The sequence below is a fragment of the Erwinia artemisiae genome (assembly GCF_051400835.1).
In the GTDB taxonomy this organism is placed as follows: Bacteria; Pseudomonadota; Gammaproteobacteria; order Enterobacterales; family Enterobacteriaceae; genus Erwinia; species Erwinia aeris.
On the sequence record NZ_JBLFFM010000001.1, the window covers coordinates 129,981 to 148,850 of the forward strand.

General features: G+C 55.2%; 22 protein-coding genes. 16 read left to right on the forward strand and 6 right to left on the reverse strand.

Going from position 1 to position 18,870, the window contains the following annotated elements; translation table 11 throughout:
• Positions 1-28 precede the first annotated feature (28 nt).
• Positions 29-280 carry a YoaH family protein gene (locus tag ACMGEE_RS00625; RefSeq protein WP_253460853.1) on the forward strand — a complete coding sequence of 84 codons (252 nt, stop codon included), beginning with the start codon at positions 29-31 and terminating at the stop codon, positions 278-280.
• A gap of 32 nt (positions 281-312) precedes the next feature.
• Here the strand turns inward: ACMGEE_RS00625 and ACMGEE_RS00630 are convergent, their stop codons facing one another.
• Positions 313-657, reverse strand: coding sequence for a RidA family protein (locus ACMGEE_RS00630; protein WP_436829471.1), 345 nt, complete (start codon positions 655-657; stop codon positions 313-315).
• A 138-nt stretch (positions 658-795) separates the two neighbouring features.
• Between ACMGEE_RS00630 and ACMGEE_RS00635 the strand changes: the two genes are divergently transcribed.
• The 7 genes from ACMGEE_RS00635 to rnd all read left to right on the forward strand — a co-directional run bounded on the left by ACMGEE_RS00635 (position 796) and on the right by rnd (position 8,187).
• Positions 796-1,215, forward strand: coding sequence for a DUF4186 domain-containing protein (locus tag ACMGEE_RS00635; RefSeq protein ID WP_436829472.1), 420 nt, complete (start codon positions 796-798; stop codon positions 1,213-1,215).
• 146 nt (positions 1,216-1,361) lie between these two features.
• The gene (locus tag ACMGEE_RS00640; protein ID WP_436829473.1) at positions 1,362-1,499 is read left to right on the forward strand and encodes a hypothetical protein; all 138 of its coding nucleotides are present in this window, start codon (positions 1,362-1,364) and stop codon (positions 1,497-1,499) included.
• A 216-nt stretch (positions 1,500-1,715) separates the two neighbouring features.
• On the forward strand, positions 1,716-3,617 hold the full coding sequence (gene yoaA / locus ACMGEE_RS00645; protein WP_253453668.1) for a DNA repair helicase YoaA: 1,902 nt from the start codon (positions 1,716-1,718) through the stop codon (positions 3,615-3,617).
• Positions 3,618-3,678: 61 nt separating this feature from the next.
• Positions 3,679-4,374 carry a tRNA (adenosine(37)-N6)-threonylcarbamoyltransferase complex dimerization subunit type 1 TsaB gene (gene tsaB / locus ACMGEE_RS00650; RefSeq protein WP_253453671.1) on the forward strand — a complete coding sequence of 232 codons (696 nt, stop codon included), beginning with the start codon at positions 3,679-3,681 and terminating at the stop codon, positions 4,372-4,374.
• Between the two features lie 110 nt (positions 4,375-4,484).
• Positions 4,485-5,084: a Slp family lipoprotein gene (locus tag ACMGEE_RS00655; RefSeq protein WP_253453674.1), complete on the forward strand. Its 600-nt coding sequence runs from the start codon at positions 4,485-4,487 to the stop codon at positions 5,082-5,084.
• Between the two features lie 210 nt (positions 5,085-5,294).
• The gene (fadD, locus tag ACMGEE_RS00660) at positions 5,295-6,971 is read left to right on the forward strand and encodes a long-chain-fatty-acid--CoA ligase FadD (protein ID WP_253453677.1); all 1,677 of its coding nucleotides are present in this window, start codon (positions 5,295-5,297) and stop codon (positions 6,969-6,971) included.
• Between the two features lie 109 nt (positions 6,972-7,080).
• Positions 7,081-8,187, forward strand: coding sequence for a ribonuclease D (gene rnd / locus ACMGEE_RS00665; RefSeq protein WP_301729718.1), 1,107 nt, complete (start codon positions 7,081-7,083; stop codon positions 8,185-8,187).
• Between the two features lie 67 nt (positions 8,188-8,254).
• On the opposite strand, the gene minE is transcribed toward rnd, so the two are convergent.
• From minE to minC, 3 genes are read right to left on the reverse strand one after another with little or no spacing between them, the layout of a single operon-like run.
• Positions 8,255-8,524: a cell division topological specificity factor MinE gene (minE, locus tag ACMGEE_RS00670; RefSeq protein ID WP_253453681.1), complete on the reverse strand. Its 270-nt coding sequence runs from the start codon at positions 8,522-8,524 to the stop codon at positions 8,255-8,257.
• Between the two features lie 3 nt (positions 8,525-8,527).
• A complete protein-coding gene (gene minD / locus ACMGEE_RS00675; protein WP_125287791.1) occupies positions 8,528-9,340 on the reverse strand; it encodes a septum site-determining protein MinD in 813 nt (270 codons plus the stop codon).
• 43 nt (positions 9,341-9,383) lie between these two features.
• Positions 9,384-10,076, reverse strand: a complete 693-nt coding sequence (gene minC, locus ACMGEE_RS00680; RefSeq protein ID WP_369894648.1) for a septum site-determining protein MinC — start codon at positions 10,074-10,076, stop codon at positions 9,384-9,386.
• Between the two features lie 155 nt (positions 10,077-10,231).
• On the opposite strand from minC, the gene ACMGEE_RS00685 reads away from it, so the two are divergent.
• The 6 genes from ACMGEE_RS00685 (at position 10,232) to ACMGEE_RS00710 (ending at position 14,024) form a co-directional block, all read left to right on the forward strand.
• Positions 10,232-10,507, forward strand: coding sequence for a YcgL domain-containing protein (locus ACMGEE_RS00685; RefSeq protein WP_253453688.1), 276 nt, complete (start codon positions 10,232-10,234; stop codon positions 10,505-10,507).
• An 87-nt stretch (positions 10,508-10,594) separates the two neighbouring features.
• Positions 10,595-11,653, forward strand: a complete 1,059-nt coding sequence (locus ACMGEE_RS00690) for a lytic murein transglycosylase (protein WP_253453691.1) — start codon at positions 10,595-10,597, stop codon at positions 11,651-11,653.
• A gap of 29 nt (positions 11,654-11,682) precedes the next feature.
• On the forward strand, positions 11,683-12,342 hold the full coding sequence (locus ACMGEE_RS00695) for a fumarylacetoacetate hydrolase family protein (RefSeq protein ID WP_436829474.1): 660 nt from the start codon (positions 11,683-11,685) through the stop codon (positions 12,340-12,342).
• Positions 12,343-12,405: 63 nt separating this feature from the next.
• Positions 12,406-12,855: a cysteine cluster protein YcgN gene (gene ycgN, locus ACMGEE_RS00700; protein WP_253453697.1), complete on the forward strand. Its 450-nt coding sequence runs from the start codon at positions 12,406-12,408 to the stop codon at positions 12,853-12,855.
• Between the two features lie 142 nt (positions 12,856-12,997).
• Positions 12,998-13,276: a hypothetical protein gene (locus tag ACMGEE_RS00705; RefSeq protein WP_436829475.1), complete on the forward strand. Its 279-nt coding sequence runs from the start codon at positions 12,998-13,000 to the stop codon at positions 13,274-13,276.
• A 568-nt stretch (positions 13,277-13,844) separates the two neighbouring features.
• A complete protein-coding gene (locus tag ACMGEE_RS00710; RefSeq protein WP_301252782.1) occupies positions 13,845-14,024 on the forward strand; it encodes a con-10 family general stress protein in 180 nt (59 codons plus the stop codon).
• 130 nt (positions 14,025-14,154) lie between these two features.
• Here ACMGEE_RS00710 and ACMGEE_RS00715 read toward each other — a convergent pair whose 3' ends face one another.
• Positions 14,155-14,724 carry a diguanylate cyclase gene (locus ACMGEE_RS00715; protein ID WP_436829476.1) on the reverse strand — a complete coding sequence of 190 codons (570 nt, stop codon included), beginning with the start codon at positions 14,722-14,724 and terminating at the stop codon, positions 14,155-14,157.
• 235 nt (positions 14,725-14,959) lie between these two features.
• On the opposite strand from ACMGEE_RS00715, the gene ACMGEE_RS00720 reads away from it, so the two are divergent.
• Together ACMGEE_RS00720 and aroD are read left to right on the forward strand one after the other, a co-directional pair.
• Entirely contained in the window at positions 14,960-15,352 is a 393-nt protein-coding gene (locus ACMGEE_RS00720) for a hypothetical protein (protein ID WP_436829477.1), read from the forward strand.
• 210 nt (positions 15,353-15,562) lie between these two features.
• Positions 15,563-16,324, forward strand: coding sequence for a type I 3-dehydroquinate dehydratase (gene aroD, locus ACMGEE_RS00725; RefSeq protein ID WP_436829478.1), 762 nt, complete (start codon positions 15,563-15,565; stop codon positions 16,322-16,324).
• Positions 16,325-16,425: 101 nt separating this feature from the next.
• Here aroD and ACMGEE_RS00730 read toward each other — a convergent pair whose 3' ends face one another.
• Positions 16,426-18,660 (reverse strand): immunoglobulin domain-containing protein, encoded by a 2,235-nt coding sequence (locus ACMGEE_RS00730; protein WP_436829479.1) that lies wholly within the window; start codon positions 18,658-18,660, stop codon positions 16,426-16,428.
• Between the last annotated feature and the right edge of the window lie 210 nt (positions 18,661-18,870).

The following is an 18,870-nucleotide window of genomic DNA, read 5'->3' on the forward strand; positions in this document are numbered from 1 at the left end:
AATTCCCGCGACTGAAACAGGAGCAATTATGATTAGTGGTTTACCGGCGCTGTCGCTTGAGCAGCAACAGCAGGCAGTGGAGCGTATCCAGGAGCTGATGGCCGACGGCATGAGCAGCGGACAGGCTATCCAGCTGGTGGCGGCTGAAATTCGCGAAACGCACACGGGCGAGATGATTGCCGTTCGTTTTGACGATGAAGATGAAGAGGATGAAGACGAGGCGCGCGAGCGGGCTAACTACCACGACGCTCACCACGCTGACGACGAAGAAGAAGAGTAAGTAAATGGCGCACCGCCCGGTGCGCCATAAGTTTATCTGGCGGCGACGATCTTGATCTCAACCAGATATTTCGGGTTCATCAGGCCGGCCTGCACGGTGCAGCGCACCGGCGCGTTGCCTGGCGACACCCAGGCGTCCCAGGCGCGGTTCATCGCCGGAAAATCCTCTTTGTGTACCAGAAAAATCGTGGCGTCCAGAATACGGCTTTTATCCGAGCCCAGGCGGGTCAGGATGCGGTCGATTACCGCCAGCGCGTTAGCCGTCTGCGCTTCGGCGTCCTCCTCCAGGTTTTCCGGCACGCTGGTGTAATAAATCGTATCGTTATGCACAACCGCTTCCGACATGCGGTGTTCCGGGTCAAGACGATCAATAGGCATCAGGTTCTCTCTTGTTATCACTTTAGTGGCCGATAGCCTGGCATAATGCCTGCGTGGTTGTCATCCCTCAGCATTCCTGTCGGCGGCGGGAGAATGCTATGCTGGCGCTCTGCCTTACTTTTTCTGCCTGGATTGATTATGCCCGCCATTGACGATCTTTTTCTGCGCCTGTCGCGCTCGCCGTTTCGGCAAAAATTCCATTTAGGCCACCGCGAATACCGCTATTGCCTGGACAAGGGCGAAGAGGAGATCGTCGCGCATGCTGCTGACTTTATTCGTGAGCGCCTTGCTCCCGCAGAGCCGGTTAATGACGGCAAGCAAACGCCGATGCGCGGTCATCCGGTATTTATTGCCCAGCATGCCACGGCCACCTGCTGTCGCGACTGCCTGAGCAAATGGCACCAGATACCTGCGCACCAGCCGCTAACGGCAGCGCAGCAGGCGTGGGTTGTGCAGGCGATCCTGCACTGGCTGCGGCTGGAGATGCAGCGGCCGCAGCCTCCCGCGCCGCGCCGCAAAAAAGACCCGACAAAGGATAAACAGCTCAGGCTGCTGTAAGGCCCGTGGCGGGATGTGGCTATAAAAACGAAATATGCATTAACAAAGTTAATTGAATTGATAAAGGGAAAGGCTTGCGATTTTACCGGTAACATTCTAATTTTGCTCTGGCAGGCAAATCCACTGGTAAAATAAGGGGTATTCGTATGCAATCTTCTAAGATTATTGTTTTAATTGAAAAAATAGCCATAGCCGTTTTTGCGGTTTTGCTGGTCTATTTTATCGCGACCGGCTTGCTTTCGGCGTCGGGCTGGGATCATAGCTGGCCTTACCCACACCGCTAAAGATGATTCTTTCACCAGGGAAAATAAAGCAGTGTTAATACTATAAGCGCCTCGCTACAGTGGCGCAGCCTCCTCCTTTTCTGCCCCCCCTTTCTTTGTGTCCGTTCGCGGCATAACATGCCTGATTCAGCTATAACCTTTTGATTTGTATTGGTTTGTATCCTTACGGTAATACTGCCATAATAGCCTGCTTTTTTTAACGGGCGGTGAGGATACGTGGTAAACGATTTTGCAGCAGACGGCGCGCTGGCGCAGGCCATTCCAGGCTTTAAGCCACGCGAACCTCAGCGCCTGATGGCGGAGGCGGTCACAACGGCCATCGATAACAAGCGCGAGCTGGTAGTAGAAGCGGGCACCGGAACCGGCAAAACCTATGCCTACCTGGCACCGGCGCTGCGCTCGGGTAAAAAAGTCATTATTTCTACCGGATCTAAAGCGCTTCAGGATCAGCTTTACAGCCGCGATTTGCCTACGGTCGCCCGTGCATTAGCATTTAAAGGGAAACTGGCGCTGCTGAAAGGGCGCTCGAACTACCTCTGCCTGGAGCGGCTGGAGCAGCAGTCGATGGCGGGCGGCGAGCTGGCGGCGCAGGCGATGAGCGATCTGGTGCACCTGCGCGGCTGGTCGAGCGAAACGGTGGACGGTGATATCAGCACCTGCGGCGGCGTGGCGGAAGACAGCCCGGTCTGGCCGCTGGTCACCAGCACCAATGACAACTGCCTGGGCAGCGACTGTCCTCTCTATCAGGACTGTTTCGTGGTGAAAGCGCGCCGCAAAGCGATGGACGCGGATGTGGTGGTGGTGAACCATCATCTCTTTCTGGCCGATATGGTGGTAAAAGAGAGCGGTTTTGCGGAGCTGATCCCGGAGGCGGACGTGATGATCTTTGATGAAGCGCATCAGGTGCCGGATATCGCCAGCCAGTACTTCGGCCAGCAGCTTTCCAGCAAGCAGCTGCTGGATCTCGCCAAAGACATCACCATCGCCTATCGCACCGAGGTGCGTGACGCCCAGCAGCTGCAAAAATCTGCAGATCGGCTGGCGCAAAGCGCGCAGGATTTCCGCCTGGCGCTGGGCGATCCCGGCTTTCGCGGCAATCTGCGGGAAGTCCTTAATAACGCCAATATTCAGCGCGCGCTGTTGCTGCTGGACGATGCGCTGGAGCTTTGTTATGACGTCGCGAAGCTGTCGCTGGGCCGTTCGGCGCTGCTGGATGCGGCCTTTGAACGGGCGGCGCTCTATCGCGGCAGGCTGAAGCGGCTGAAAGATGTCTCGCAGCCCGGTTTCAGCTACTGGTATGAGTGCAACAGCCGCCATTTTGTGCTGGCGCTGACGCCGCTGTCGGTATCGGATCGCTTCCGGGAAGTAATGGACGAGCGCCCAGCCAGCTGGATTTTCACCTCCGCCACGCTGGCGGTAAATGAGCAGATGACCCACTTTGTTGAAAGGCTGGGCGTCGCTGGCGCAGAAACGCTGATCCTTAATAGCCCGTTCGATTTCGCCAGCCAGGCGCTGCTGTGCGTGCCGCGCAATCTGCCTTCGCCCAATCAGCCCGGTGGCGCCAGACAGCTGGCGCGCATGTTGCTGCCGCTGATCGAGGCTAACAACGGCCGCTGCTTCTTCCTTTGTACCTCGCATCAGATGATGCGCGAGCTGGCCGAGCAGTTCCGCGCCATGCTGACGCTGCCCGTATTACTACAGGGAGAAACCAGCAAAGGCGAGCTGTTAAAACAGTTTATCGCGGCAGGCAACGCGGTGCTGGTGGCGACCAGTAGCTTCTGGGAAGGGGTGGACGTGCGCGGCGATGCGCTGTCGCTGGTCATTATCGACAAGCTGCCGTTTACCTCGCCTGACGATCCCTTGCTGAAAGCGCGCATGGAAGACTGTAAGCTGCGCGGCGGCGATCCGTTTGACGAGGTGCAGCTGCCGGACGCGGTTATCACGCTTAAACAAGGCGTCGGCCGCCTGATCCGCGACGTTGACGATCGCGGCGTGCTGGTGATCTGCGATAACCGCCTGGTGATGCGTCCCTACGGCGCGGTGTTTCTGAACAGCCTGCCGCCCACGCCGCGTACGCGGGATATTCAACAGGCGGTGGATTTCCTGCGGCCGCAGTAATTACCCGCGCAGTATGCTATGCTGCGCGCCGAAAATTTTGTCCCGCCTGAGGTAAAAATCCATGCGAATTTTAGCTATTGATACGGCCACCGAGGCCTGTTCGGTCGCGTTGCTGAATAATGGCAAGGTCACGGCGCATTTTGAGCTGTGCGCCCGCGAACATACGCAACGTATCCTGCCGCTGGTGCAGGCGCAGCTGCAACAAGAAGCGCTGACCCTGAACGAACTGGACGGACTGGCCTTCGGTAAAGGGCCGGGCAGCTTTACCGGCGTCCGTATCGGAACCGGCATCGCGCAGGGGCTGGCTTTGGGCGCGGCGCTGCCGTTAATCGGCGTGTCGACGCTGAAGACCATGGCGCAGAGCGCCTGGCGTTTACAGGGCGCCGATCGCGTGCTGGCCGCGATAGATGCGCGTATGGGCGAAGTGTACTGGGCACAGTATCAGCGCGACGAGCAGGGCGTCTGGCAGGGAGAAGAGACCGAAGCGGTGCTCAAACCAGAGGACGCGCTGGCGCGTATGACGCAGCTGAACGGTAGCTGGGCGATGGTGGGAACCGGCTGGCAGGCGTATCCGCAGCTGAGCGCGGAGAGTACGCTGACCTTACAGGCGACCGAGGTAACGCTGCCCTGTGCGGAAGATATGATCCCGTTGGCGGCGCTTGAGCTGGCGGCAGGCAATACGGTGCTGCCGGAAGAGGCGGAACCGACCTACCTGCGCAACGAAGTCACCTGGAAAAAGCTGCCGGGCAGGGAATAAGTCTGGCCGCGCCGCGCCTTAAGCTGCGTGAAACGAGCCGGGCAGAGAAAAACTCAGCAACTAATTGGCCCGAAAGGAGTCAAAGTGAGTAGTATCCCTGGAGAGTTTTTATGCGTAATAAACGGTTATTGCGGTCAGGTAGTTTGCTGTTAATTTCCCTGCTGCTGGCGGGCTGCGCCAGCGTGCCGGATTCCGTCAAAGGGCATTCGCCTACGCCGCAGCAGGATTTGGCGCGGGTGCTGAATGCGCCGCAGCTGTATGTCGGCCAGGAGTCGCGCTTTGGCGGCAAGGTGGTGAAGGTCACCAATCAGAACGGCTCGACCCGGCTGGAGATTGCCGCCATGCGGCTGGACGATTTTGCGCGTCCGCTGCTGGGCAGTCCGTCGATTGGCCGTATTTATGCGGATATCAACGGCTTTGTCGATCCTGTCGACCTCAATAATCAGATGGTGACGGTTGTCGGTACGATCAAAGGCACGGAAAAGGGCGAAATCGGCCAGGCGAGCTACCAGTTTGTCACGGTCGCCGTGACGGGCTATCAGCGCTGGCGCCTGACGCAGCAGGTTGTTTCACCGCAGCCGCCGATGGATCCCTGGATCTGGTATGGCCCGCCGCGCGGTCGCCATCGTGGCGGCTACTGGGGCCCGCCGCCGGGAATGATGTTCTATAATCCAGGGCCAGCGGAAGTGCAAACTATCCTGACCGAATAGCGCTCAGACCGAGCGTTACAGACCCGACGGCTGGTTTCCGGCCGTCGGGTTATTTTTTGGCTTCTCAAAACGAGAAGAAATTAGTGATATGCTTCGCAACCTCAAAACGGAACGGGCCAGCAAACTGGTACGCTGAGTTAATATAATGTTAACAGATGGAGCAGTTAAGAGGTTGTGATGACGACAACGTTGAGTTTCCGAGGTGTTTCCTTGAATAAGGTTTGGCTGAACCGCTACCCTGCAGATGTTCCCGCAGAAATCGATGCCGATCGTTATCCTTCCCTGATCGATCTTTTCGAACACGCCGCTAACCGCTATGCCGACAGGCCCGCCTTTATGAACATGGGCCAGGCGATGACCTATCGTAAACTGGAAGAGCGCAGCCGGGCTTTCGCCGCCTATCTCCAGCAGGGACTGGGACTGAAAAAGGGCGATCGCGTCGCGCTGATGATGCCCAACCTGTTGCAGTATCCGATTGCGCTGTTTGGCGTTCTGCGTGCAGGCATGATTGTTGTTAACGTCAATCCACTCTATACGCCGCGCGAGCTGGAGCACCAGCTTAACGACAGCGGCGCCAGCGCCATCGTCATCGTGTCAAACTTCGCCCATACGCTGGAAAAAGTGGTAGCGAAAACGCAGCTTAAGCACGTGATCCTGACCCGGTTGGGCGACCAGCTTTCCCCGGCTAAGGGCACGCTGGTTAATTTTGTGGTGCGCTATATCAAGCGGATGGTGCCGAAATACCATCTGCCGGGCGCTATCTCCTTCCGTCGCGTGCTGCAAGAAGGCTACCGGATGCAGTATGTCCGGCCTGCGATCGTGAACGACGATCTGGCTTTTTTGCAGTATACGGGCGGGACGACAGGCGTGGCGAAAGGGGCGATGCTGACCCATCGCAATATGCAGGCCAACCTGGAGCAGACCAAGGCGACCTATGGCTCGCTGCTGAAAGCGGGCGAAGAAACGGTAGTGACCGCCTTACCGCTTTATCATATTTTCGCGCTGACGGTGAACTGCCTGCTGTTTATCGATCTGGGCGGGGCGAACCTGCTGATCACCAATCCGCGCGATATTCCGGGGCTGGTGAAAGAGCTGGCGAAAAACCGCTTTACCGCCATTACCGGCGTCAACACGCTTTTTAACGCGCTGTTGAACGACAAAGACTTCCAGCAGCTGGATTTTTCCAGCCTGTCGCTATCGGCGGGCGGCGGCATGGCCGTGCAGAAAGCCGTTGCCGAACGCTGGGAGAAGCTTACCGGTCATTATCTGCTGGAAGGTTACGGCCTGACGGAGTGTTCGCCGCTGGTTTCGGTGAATCCTTACGATATCCGTTACCACAGCGGCAGCATCGGCCTGCCGGTGCCGTCGACCGATATCCGCATCGTGGACGGCGAGGGTAACGAGGTAGCGCCGGGCGAACCGGGCGAGCTTTGCATTAAAGGGCCGCAGGTTATGCCGGGCTACTGGAATCATCCGCAGGCCACCGGCGAGGTGCTGAAAAACGGCTGGCTGCACAGCGGCGACATTGTTACCGTCGATGCGGAAGGATTTATTCGCATCGTCGATCGGAAAAAAGATATGATTCTGGTTTCCGGTTTTAACGTTTATCCTAATGAGATCGAAGATGTGGCTATGCTGCATCCCAAAGTGCGCGAGGCGGCGGCGGTAGGCGTTCCTGATGCGGTAGCAGGCGAGACGGTGAAGATCTGCGTGGTAAAAAAAGACGCCTCGCTGACCAAAGAAGAGTTAATCGCCCACTGTAAGAAGCATCTGACCGGATATAAAATTCCTAAGATTGTCGAATTCCGCGACGAGCTGCCGAAAACCAACGTCGGCAAAATTTTGCGCCGCGAGCTGCGCGACGCGTCGGCAAAAACGACGCCGTAGCCGTAGTCAGGCGCACGCCAGTAACTTCTACGCCGGTTAAGCCGGCGTTTTTATTGAACCACACTGAGGCACAAGAAGCCGCAGCGAGAGGATCACCTTGAATTACACCATGATAACCACCAACGAGGCGCTGGCCGAAGTGTGCCAGGCCGCCCGTCAGGTTCCCGCCGTGGCGCTGGACACCGAGTTTGTTCGCACCCGCACCTATTATCCCGGCCTTGGACTGATTCAGCTGTTTGACGGCGAGCGGGTTTCACTGATCGATCCGCTTCCCATCAGCGAATGGACGCCGTTTCGTGAGCTGCTCCTCGATCAAAACGTCATTAAATATCTGCACGCGGGCAGCGAGGATTTGGAAGTTTTCCTGCATGAGTATGGCGTGCTGCCGGAACCGATGATTGATACGCAAATCCTGGCTGCTTTCACCGGCCGGCCGCTCTCCTGCGGTTTTGCCACCATTGTGGAATCTTTTACCGGCATCGCGCTGGATAAGAGCGAATCGCGCACCGACTGGCTGGCGCGTCCGCTGACGGAAAAGCAGTGTCACTATGCCGCCGCGGACGTCTGGTATCTGCTGCCGATTGCGCAGAAACTGATGGCGGAAGCCGAAGCTGCCGGTCGGCTCGACGCCGCGCTGAACGAGTGTGGCCTGCTGTGTCAGCGTCGCCGTACCGTTGTGGTGCCGGAAGAGGCCTGGCGCGACATCGCCAATGCCTGGCAGCTGCGTCCTCGCCAGCTTGCCGCGCTGCGCCTGATGGCCGCATGGCGTCTGGAGCTGGCGCGTGAAAAAGACATGGCCGTGAATTTTGTGGTGCGGGAAGAGAACCTCTGGAAGGTGGCGCGGTATATGCCGGGTTCGCTGGGCGAACTGGATCACCTTGGCCTGGGCGGCCAGGAAATACGATTCCACGGCAAGGCGCTGGTGGCGATGGTGGCGCAGGCCAATGCGTTGCCGGAAAGCGAACTGCCAGAGCCGGTCGCTAACCTGATCGACAATCCCGCCTATAAAAAAGTCTTTAAAGCGCTGAAGGCACTAATGGCGGAAGCGGCGGAGAAAAACGGCGTCAGTCAGGAACTGCTGGCCTCGCGGCGGCAGATTAATCAGCTGCTGAACTGGCACTGGAAGCTGAAACCGATGGGGACGCCGGAGCTGCTCGACGGCTGGCGGGGCGATCTGCTGCGCGACGACATTCTGGCGTTGCTGGCAGACTACTAACGACGCGGGCTGCCCGCAGCCCTTTTCCCCTGCAAACAGGCAGGGGAAAGTCAGGCGTGGCAAAGGCTCATTTCGGGGTTTCTTCTGCCTCAGGCAGCGTCACGTTAAGCTCCAGAATGGAGATATCGTCATCTTTCTGATCCAGTTTAACGCTCAGCATTTCCGGATCGATCTTCACGTATTTGCAGATAACTTCCAGAATGTCTCTTTTCAGCTGCGGCAGATAGTGAGGCTCGGCGTCGCCCCTCCTGCGCTCCGCCACGATAATCTGCAGCCGTTCCTTGGCTATATTGGCTGTGCTTTTTTTACGGGATAAAAAGAAATCAAGTAAGGCCATGTTTTATCCCCCAAACAGGCGTTTCAGGAAACCCTTCTTCTCTTCTTCAATGAAGCGGAAGGGACGTTCTTCACCCAGAAGACGATCGACGGTATCGGCATAGGCTTTGCCCGCGTCGGAATCGATATCCAGAATGACCGGTTCGCCCTGGTTAGATGCGCGCAGCACGGACTGATCTTCAGGGATCACGCCCGCCAGCGGAATGCGCAGGATCTCCAGCACGTCTTCCATGCTCAGCATATCGCCGCGGCTAACGCGCCCCGGATTGTAACGGGTGAGCAGCAGATGTTCTTTAATCGGATCCTGACCGTTTTCCGCGCGGCGAGACTTGGAAGAGAGAATGCCGAGAATACGGTCGGAGTCGCGGACAGAGGAGACTTCCGGGTTGGTGGTGATAATCGCTTCGTCAGCGAAATAGAGCGCCATCAGCGCGCCGGTTTCAATACCCGCCGGTGAATCGCATACGATGAAATCAAACGCCATCGTGGCTAAATCGTTAAGCACTTTTTCCACGCCTTCGCGGGTCAGGGCATCTTTGTCACGCGTCTGTGAAGCAGGCAGGATAAACAGATTTTCAGTACGCTTATCTTTAATCAGCGCCTGATTAAGCGTGGCGTCACCCTGGATGACGTTAACGAAATCGTAGACTACCCGGCGCTCACAGCCCATGATCAGGTCGAGATTTCGCAGACCGATATCGAAATCGATTACGACGGTTTTTTTACCTTTCTGGGCTAAACCGGTAGCGATGGCCGCGCTGGACGTGGTTTTGCCCACGCCTCCTTTACCCGATGTAACAACAATAATGCGTGCCATATAATAATTTTCCTTAAGAAAAGAAAGGGCTCGTGAGCCTGGCTCAGTTCAGTGTCTGTATAGTCAGGGCGCCATCTTTTAAGCAAAGACGTGACGCTTTTCCAAAAAATTCAGCAGGGATTTGGTCCATAATCCAGTACTCACCGGCAATGGACACTAACTCTGCGGATAAATTCGTGCAAAAAATCTGGCAGTCGCGATCGCCGCCGGCCCCGGCTAAGGCCCGGCCGCGCATCATGCCATAGATATGGATATTGCCGTCGGCTATCAGTTCGGCACCCGCGCTGACGCTGCTGGTGACGATCAGGTCGCTGTTTTTCGCGTATATTTGCTGGCCAGAGCGAACGGGCGCGTTGATGACGCGCGTTCTGGCCGCCGGGATCTCAACGGGCTTAGCCGGTTCCGGCGCTTCAGGCGCGGGCTTTTGTTCTTTGCCTTCAGACAGCAGCGGCAGGCCGGCACGAACAATCATGCGCTTGAGCGCCTCGTCTTTGCAGCCGCTGACGCCGACAATATGCAGGCCGGTCGACGCGATAGCCTGCTGCATTTGCCGCCAGTTAACCTCGCTGTTTAAGGTGGAAACATTCAGCACAACCGGCGCGTTTTTCAGGAAAGCGGGAGCCTGGCTGACTTTATCCTGAAGCGCCTGGCGCACCACATCCGCATCGTGGTGATGTAAGTGAACTACAGACAGAGTAAAACTGCTGCCCTTTAACTCGATTGGCGTTTGTGACATCTGTCCCGCTCAGTCCTGTTATTTCAAATCCCGGCGAAATCTCCGTCAGAGTGACGGTTAATCGCGCCCGGACGATATTCCGAAGTTCAGCAAGCATGTTATAGTTACTGCTATATTCAGGCAAGCCACCGACCAGGTTAATTCGAGTAAAAAATATGTTTTGTGTGATCTACAGAAGTCCTAAACGTGACCAGACTTATCTTTATGTTGAAAAAAAAGACGATTTCTCGCGCGTGCCTGCTGAACTGCTTCAGGGATTTGGTAAACCCCAGCTGGCGATGGTCCTGCCGCTGGACGGCAGTAAACGCCTGGCCAATGCGGACCAGGCAAAAGTGAAAACGGCGCTGCTGGAGCAAGGTTATTATTTACAAGTGCCGCCGCCGATGGAAAGTCTGCTTAAGATGCATCTGGAAAAAGGTAAAAAAGATTAATTAGGAATCATCTGCAAGCTATTTCCCCACCGCTTTTCTTCCCGCCGGATATTATTGACGGCGGGAAGCACGTAAAAAGGGCCTTTTATGAAGCAACCTCTCTTCACCACGCTTATTTTTTCCCTGCTGCTGGCCGGCTGTGCCAGCAAGAACAGTAAAGCCCTTGAGAAAAAAAACGCCGCGCCGGCGCAGCAGAAAACCACGCTGGCCGCAACCGGGCGCGATCCGGCGGAGTTTCCCGCCTATGTCGAGGAGCTTAAGCGCCAGGCGCGGGAGCAGGGCATAGATGCCGCCACTATCGACACTGCCTTCAGCAATATTCATTTCGTCGACCGCGCTATTTCTGCCGACCGTAACCAGTTAGAAAAGAAAGTCACGCTGGACGACTATCTGACGCGCGTGCTGCCGGAATGGAAAAAGCAGCGTGCGCGCGAAAACTTCCAGCAGTATTTGCCGCAGCTGCAAACGGCCAGCCAGCGTTATGGCGTGCAGCCGGAATATATAGTGGCGCTTTGGGCGATGGAAAGCAGCTTCGGCAAAATCCAGGGAAAAGAAGAGATCGTCTCTGCGCTCTCTACGCTGGCTTTTGAAGGACGCCGCGAAGCCTTCTTCACTAAAGAGCTGATGGCGGCGCTGCGGATTATTCAGCAGCAGCATATCAGCGCGGCGCAGATGAAGGGCTCCTGGGCTGGCGCGATGGGGCAGAATCAGTTTATGCCTTCTTCTTTCCTGCGCTACGGCGCGGACGGCGACGGCGACGGGCAAATCGATATCTGGAATAACGTGGAGGATGTGTTTGCTTCTACGGCCAACTATCTGGCAACGGAAGGCTGGAAGCCCGGCGGGCGCTGGGGCCAGGAGGTGATCCTGCCGGTCGATTTTGCTAAAGCGCAGGCAGGGCTGAAAACCGACCAGGCGAAATCGGTTGGCGACTGGCAAAAACTGGGCGTACGCTTCAGCGATGATGCGCCGCTGCCGGATAATGCGCAGCGCAGCTGGATTATTTTGCCCGACGACGCGCCGGGCCGGGCCTTTATGGTTTACGACAACTTCCGCGTCATTATGCACTGGAACCGATCATATTATTTCGCCATCAGTATCGGCATGATGGCCGACGCCATTTCTCAACAGGATGTGGTCCACTGACCACTCACGCAAACAGGCAGGGGAACAGTATGTATCAGCATCATAACTGGCAGGGCGCTTTATTAGATTACCCGGTGAGCAAAGTGGTCTGCGTAGGCAGCAACTATGCAAAACATATTAAAGAGATGGGCAGCGCGACGCCTGCTGAGCCTGTCCTGTTTATCAAGCCGGAAACCGCGCTGTGCGATCTTCGTCAGCCGCTGTCGATCCCGAAAGATCTGGGCGCGGTGCATCATGAAGTTGAGCTGGCAGTGTTGATTGGCGCCACGCTGAAACAGGCAACGGAAGAGCACGTGGCGAAAGCTATTGCAGGCTACGGCGTGGCGCTGGATTTAACGCTGCGTGACGTGCAGGCCGGCTGTAAAAAAGCGGGACAGCCGTGGGAAAAAGCGAAAGGCTTCGACAATTCCTGCCCGGTTTCCGGTTTTATTGCCGCCAGCGAGCTGGGCGCCGATCCGCAGGATATCGAGCTAAAGCTGAACGTCAATGGCGAAGTGCGTCAGCAGGGTTCCACTGCGGATATGATCCATAAAATCCTGCCGCTGATTGCCTATATGAGTAAGTTCTTCACGCTGCGCGCGGGCGATATTATCCTGACCGGCACGCCTGAAGGCGTTGGCCCGATGTCCTCTGGCGATACGCTGGAAGTGTCGCTGGGCGGACGCGGCGTGGCGACGCGCGTGCTGTAAGACTTGCAACTCAGGCCCGAACTGTTTATAAGGTGCGGGCTTTTAACTAAACAGGACAGCAAAATGAGTGATACCCCTTTCTGGCAGCAAAAGACGCTGGAGCAAATGAGCGATGAGGAATGGGAATCCCTGTGCGACGGCTGTGGCCAGTGCTGTCTGAACAAGCTGCAGGATGCCGATACGGATGAAATCTACTTCACTAACGTCGCCTGCAATCAGCTGAATATTAAAACCTGCCAGTGCCGTAACTACGAACGCCGCTTTGAGCTGGAAGAAGACTGTATCAAGCTGACGCGCGATAACCTGCCGACGTTTTCCTGGCTGCCGCCGAGCTGTGCTTACCGGGTGCTGGCAGAAGGCAAGAATCTGCCCGTCTGGCATCCGTTGCGCAGCGGCAGCAAGGCGGCGATGCACGCGGCACGTATTTCTGTTCGCCATATTGCCGTACGTGAAAGCGAAGTGCAGGACTGGGAAGATCACATCATCAATAAGCCGCGCTGGTACGGCAAGTAGATTGATTTGCCAAAATGCATTAACGGGCTGACAAATATCTTCAGTCCCGGCTGCTATCTGACTACGCAGTTTAGGTTTTGCCTATCTCAATGAGAATCAGCACCGCCTGGATAAGTTACGTCACTCTGCAAATAATCAGGGTATGACTACATACCGTGTGAGAGTGGGTTTCCATAACCCTTCAGCCCTGACTTTCAGGCAGCTTGATGAAATATTGGAACAGCAGAGGTTCTGGAGAACAGCATCGCGCAGCGCTACGTTTCGTTATTTTATGGAATATGAATACGAATCAGAGGTACGCGATCTGTGTGAGGTTTGTGAACTCGCCTACTCCCAGGCCTGTAAGGTTAAAAAATGCCCTTTGGTCATGGTCGTCGAGGATACGACTGAGGAAAAAACGCTTGCTGACATGCAGCAATAGCTGTTCTGTTGCGCACGTTAACGATAAAAGCGCAGACTAACTGCGGGACAGTCGTCCCGCTCTGTTTGCAGGCCCGGCTGTTATCCCCATTCCGAGAGATGAGCTTTAGCACGCTTAAAACAAGCTCAAACGCACTAGCGTTGCGCTTCGTCATTTGGCCTTCGGCCGTTCGCATAGTTTCACCCAAGAGAGCTAAACAAAAGCAGTCTGTTAGTGAGCAGTCTGCCCACAGATATGCGCACAGAACTACAAGGTAAACAGCGAGGTAGGGCAATGCATCTGTTTCATTGATGTTTTATTAAATATCAAAATGTAATTTTTTGTTTCTTTCGCCTTTAGGGTTATTCTTATTCCATTAGATAAATTATTATTCCTGAAAGGAAAATGATGCGCACATTATATTTAAATTTGTACACGTCGGTGTGCTTGTATAATTTTTTATTAAGCGAAGCGGTTAACATATTTGCGAATATAAACCTTTTATCTAGACTTAATAACGCAACACGAAATTCCCGGCGTAAAAGCCGGTTGCCAATTAACTAATGAAGTTTATATTCAGGAGGAAATTATGGCCGAACATCGTGGCGGTTCTGGAAACTTTGCAGAAGATCGTGAAAAAGCCTCTGAGGCAGGTAAAAAAGGTGGTCAAAACAGCGGCGGTAATTTCGCTAACGACCGTGAGAAAGCATCAGAAGCAGGCAAAAAAGGTGGCGAACATAGCCACGGCGGCGGACGTAAGTCTGAATAAAAGCGAACGGAAATATATCGCTTGATACGCCAACCCCGGCATTTTGTGCCGGGGTTAACTTTATTCAGGGTAAGCGAATAGTTTATTCAGAGTCGGTAAATATTTTGTCGCGTACTTTTTGCAGTCCGGATTAAGCACCCTTAATAGCGCCTTTCTTTTTTGCTTTCTTACCCCTCCAGTATTCTTCCAGATAAGGTATAAGTTCAAAAAACAAGATCCCGGCCAGAACACAGGCAATATATGCGTCAGGTAAAGGATCGGCTCGCTGATGAAGATCGAAGCGGGCAGGCTCTACGCCCAGACCGAACAGCGCCAGAAACTGCGACCAGTGTCGCGAAATCACCAGCAACAGCGCCATTAACGGCACCATCTCCAGAAAGCTGTGGATATGCTGCTCAACAGGTGATACTCGCCGGGCGGTTACGGCATAGCTGACATCCCATAATGCTGTTGCTTCGTGGCAGAAGAACATCACGATCATAAAGCCAATCACCAGCGCATTGATATCCAGAAAAAGCGCAGCGAGGAGCGGGGTGCCCATTTCCAGAAACATCAGAAGATGAATAAAGGTTTCTTTCAGCCCGGCGGTAGTCTCTATGTTTGTGGCTCTGTGACACAAATAGTCGGCAAAACCGGCAATAAGCCAGACAGGCAGCACAAAATAAAGCAGCAACAGCATCTGCGGATCAAAGTTTTGCATAGCAAAGGCTCATCAGTCTAAGAATGCATAAAGCATAGTCATGCAGAATAAAGATGCCAGAATAAAGCAGTGTTTCCTGGGTAATAATAAAGTTGCATAATTCCTGGAGCAAGGCAGAAAAAGCGGCTTATTAAACGCAAGGCGCCCATCGCTAAACGCTAAGTAAGCTATTATTCAATAGATGTGAATGCCACTACAGGGTATTGCTCCCAGTGTACTCAATAAGGAACACCAGATGCTCGCTTCAACAGTGGATAGTGATATTAGCAAGGTAAAAATGAAACCGATTCCTCTTGCCATGCTTGCCGTGGCACTTGCTTTGCCACAGCTTGCTTTAGCGGATGTTAAATGCGGGCCTTTTCGTCTGGCCGGGCAGACGGCGAACGGCAGCTGGGCGACCGTGGACGGCGTAAAAACCCGCAGGCAGCAGGTTAGCTGGCTGCAGCAGAAAGGCGATGTCGACAATGTGAAAATGCACTGGACCGTGGCCGCTACCAAATTTCAGGGCGATTACGGGATGACGTACCTGAATAAGGCGGGTAGCGCCACGCTGGATGTTGAGGTATTGCGTAGTAGCCGCAGCCAGATAAAAATTTCCGGCTCGTACGACTGTCGCAAGATCGATTAGCGTCTGGCATCCGTCAAGGGCAGTGCGCTACCGCCCTGATTTCCTTTGCTATGCTTAAAATCTTTACCCTTAACCAGGAGGTAAAGCGTTATGCATCGCAGAGAGTTTATCGGTTGCGGGGGCACACTGGTCGCCCTTTCGCTTATGTCTTCCACACCCGCCGCCACAGTCTCCGAAGCTTCGACACCGCCTCAGCTTGATAAACCCGTTTTGAAACTGAAAGGGATCGCTATTGGCGAAGGGCAGCCCAAAGTGATTATTCCCACCACTGACAGCAGCGAAAAGGCGGTTTTGGCTTTCGTTGATAAGATTGCGGACAGAAGCGATTTTCATATGCTGGAGCTAAGGCTCGATCCGCTGGACAACGTGGACGATACCGACGCGATGGCGGCTTTAACGCGGCAGGTGTTCTCGCGTCTTGGCGACAAGCTATTGCTGCTGACGTTTCGTACCAAAGCTGAAGGCGGCAAGAAGGCTATCAGCGATAAAAAGTATGCCGCGCTGTATCACGCCTTGCTGAAGGATGGCCAGTTCGATCTGCTGGATATTGAAATGTATCGCGACAGCGCCCTGACCGATCCGCTGATCGGGCTGGCACATCAGCAGGGGAAATACGTCATTCTCTCCAGCCATGAACTGCACGCTACGCCTGCTGCTCAGGAAATTATCGCCCGCCTGAGCGAGCAGCAGCGGCGCGGCGCGGATGTGTTGAAGCTGGCGGCGATGCCGAAAGGCCCGGAAGACGTGCTGACCCTGCTTAACGCTACGCTGGATATGCATCAGCATTATGCGCAGCGCCCGCTGTTAACGATGTCGATGGGTGAAACGGGCGTGCTGTCACGCATGAGCGGAGAACTGTCCGGTTCGGCGCTGACTTTCGCCATGTTTGGCGATGCTTCGGCGTCGGGGCAGGTTGACGTACAGGATCTGGGAAAAGTGCTGGAGGTGGTACATAAAGGCATGGGGGCATAAAGCAGCCACAGTCGCGCATCCTGACGTTCTGGCCGGAACGTTTTCAATGCGGCCTGTGGCCGGGGTCGGGGTGACGAAAGGCGTCGCCACCCCGTATTACATTAAGCCGTGACGGTGACCACTGAGACGTTCGTGGTCACCTGGTTGGTGGTGACGGAAGTGTCAACGGCGCCGACCTGTCCCTTGATCACGCAGCGATACTGACCGGCATCGGCGCTGGTGACGGCTGCCTTGCTCCAGGTAGCGCTTTTGGCATTGGCGATATTTGTCCAGGTGGTGCCGTTGGTCGATTTCTGCCACTGCCAGGTTGCCGCATCCTTAGCCGCAACGGTCAGGTTTAACGTGCCGCCCGCCGCAACGGAAACCGTGGCTGCCGGCTGGGTATCAATCTGCGGCGTAAAGGCGTAATAAGGCATCGCGTATTCAATCCCGTTGACGTTAATGCGCATCCACTGCCGTGGTTTAGATTGCTCTACCGGCACGGTAGTCGAAGCCTGGGAGCGGGTGCTGATCCCGGCGACATCATCCTGCGCGCCAAAACCGGCCTGGCCGTTGTTCATTGACATCCGCGCCTGCGCTGCCACGCCACCTTCCGGCGCTGCGTTTTGCGTCACGCCGCTCGGCGTAAACCTTGCCCAGCTGCCGTTATCCTCGCGCATTTCACCTGTGCCGCGAACGTGCACGCCATATTCTGCAATAGTATCAGGCAGCTTGACCCACAGGCCCGGCAGGATATCGTTAAAATCCTGAGGGATATACTGCACTTCGCTAATACCCGGCGTGCCTTCCATCCAGTAGCTTACTGCCGGAACCGAGCCCGCGCCACGCGCTACGTGGATATGCAGCGTACCGGCTGCACGGTCGTTCTGGATCGGCATGGCGGTGTCGCCACCGATGCCGCCGTAGGTACTGCGGCAGTCCACCTCAATTTTCCAGTGGCTGCCGGTTTTCGGCATCCGAAACGTACCGATATTCAACCAGCGCTGGCTGCTGTCAATGGTGCCGCGCAGCACGCCGCTCAGCCACTGCGCGCGCAGCGGATGGTCCAGATAGGTGCCGCTGTTTTGAAACAGCGACATGCCCATTTCATACCCGGAGAGTCTGGCGACAATATCGCTGCCGTCCGGGTTTTTCGGATAGCTGAACCAGGTTGCGCTGCCTGGCGCAGAAGTGCGGTCGTACTCCACGCCGGTCGGATTTGACCATTGCGACATAATAACGCGTGAATTAAAGAACACGGCATCGTAGGTAGAGGACTCAATGCTCAGCGCTTCAATCAGCCACTGGCCGTTGTTGATATCCATCGGAACGGCGCTGTGTTCGATCCAGCCGTTACGGATCAGGCCCTGACCATGACGAGGGATCCAGATAGCCGGCGCATAGCAGTACTGGAAGTTAAATTCCGTAAGCTCAATCGCCGTGGAGTGATCCCAGGCGCCGGACGGACGGTTGCTCCAGCCTACCTTAATCACCGGGCCCGCCACGCGGCTGCAGTAAATCTGGGTGAATTTACTGTCAAGACTGTCGAGGTAGTAAATCGCCGCTTCGCCGGTATTGCTGGCTTTAAAGTAGGAGACGTTGGCAAAGGTGCCGCCCACGCATTCGTTAGTGATAAACGGCTGTTTATTGGAGGCGGTATCGTTGAAAACGCCCACCGTTGCGCCAATCAGCATATTGGTTTTTTCGTCCTGCTTCACCGTTTGCTGGCCTTCCCACTCAATGCCGTAGATGGAAAAGTAGCGGTGGTTCAGCGCCAGCACGGCCGAAGCGGATTTGTCAGAGATAATACGCGTGCCGATCTGCTTGCCGAAGCTGGTGGTCACGCCGCGCATCACGAAATCGCCGGCGGCGAAGTAGCCGCTTGGGTTATAAGGCAGTTCCGAATGGTTGGCCGGGATTTTGTCGCCATAGGTGCGCAGGTCGAGCGGCTTAACCAGGTAGGTGCCCGTGCCGAAACGGATACCGACTTTGCTGGAAAGGCCGTCGGTAAAGCCGCGGGCGAAGCTGCCGGTCATAAATTCATACATCGCCTTAACGGCAGGCGCGCAGTCAACCTTGCCGCCCGGTACGGCGCCGAAGTCATGAACGGTTAACGCTTCAATATCGCTGTCGCGACGCCAGTGGTACGCGCCGCCGTTGCTGGCGATAAAGCCGCCGTCGTCCGCCGCCGCGACCAGATAACCGGTAAACCAACCTTCGCCGAAGGTGACAGAGCGGTCGCCGGCAGCGCGGGCATTCCAGGAGCTCAGGAAAACGCGTTCGCCTTCAGCGGCAGGTTTGCGAGCACGCAGCGCGGCGAATGAAGCAACTTCATTAAAAATCAGTGTATCAGCCATAATGTTTCCATCCTTTGTTAGTGAGTTTTTAACTGTATGTTTATACAGTAACTGCACTGTATTCCTTTGGTGAAGAATTGGCAATGGTGTTTTTTATTATTTATTTCATATATTTACGCGATTAGCTCGTTACGATTTAATAAGCGGCGTGATATTAACTTAACAATATTTCTTATGTTTTAAGCAGGTTAAAAAAGGGGAGGTAAACGG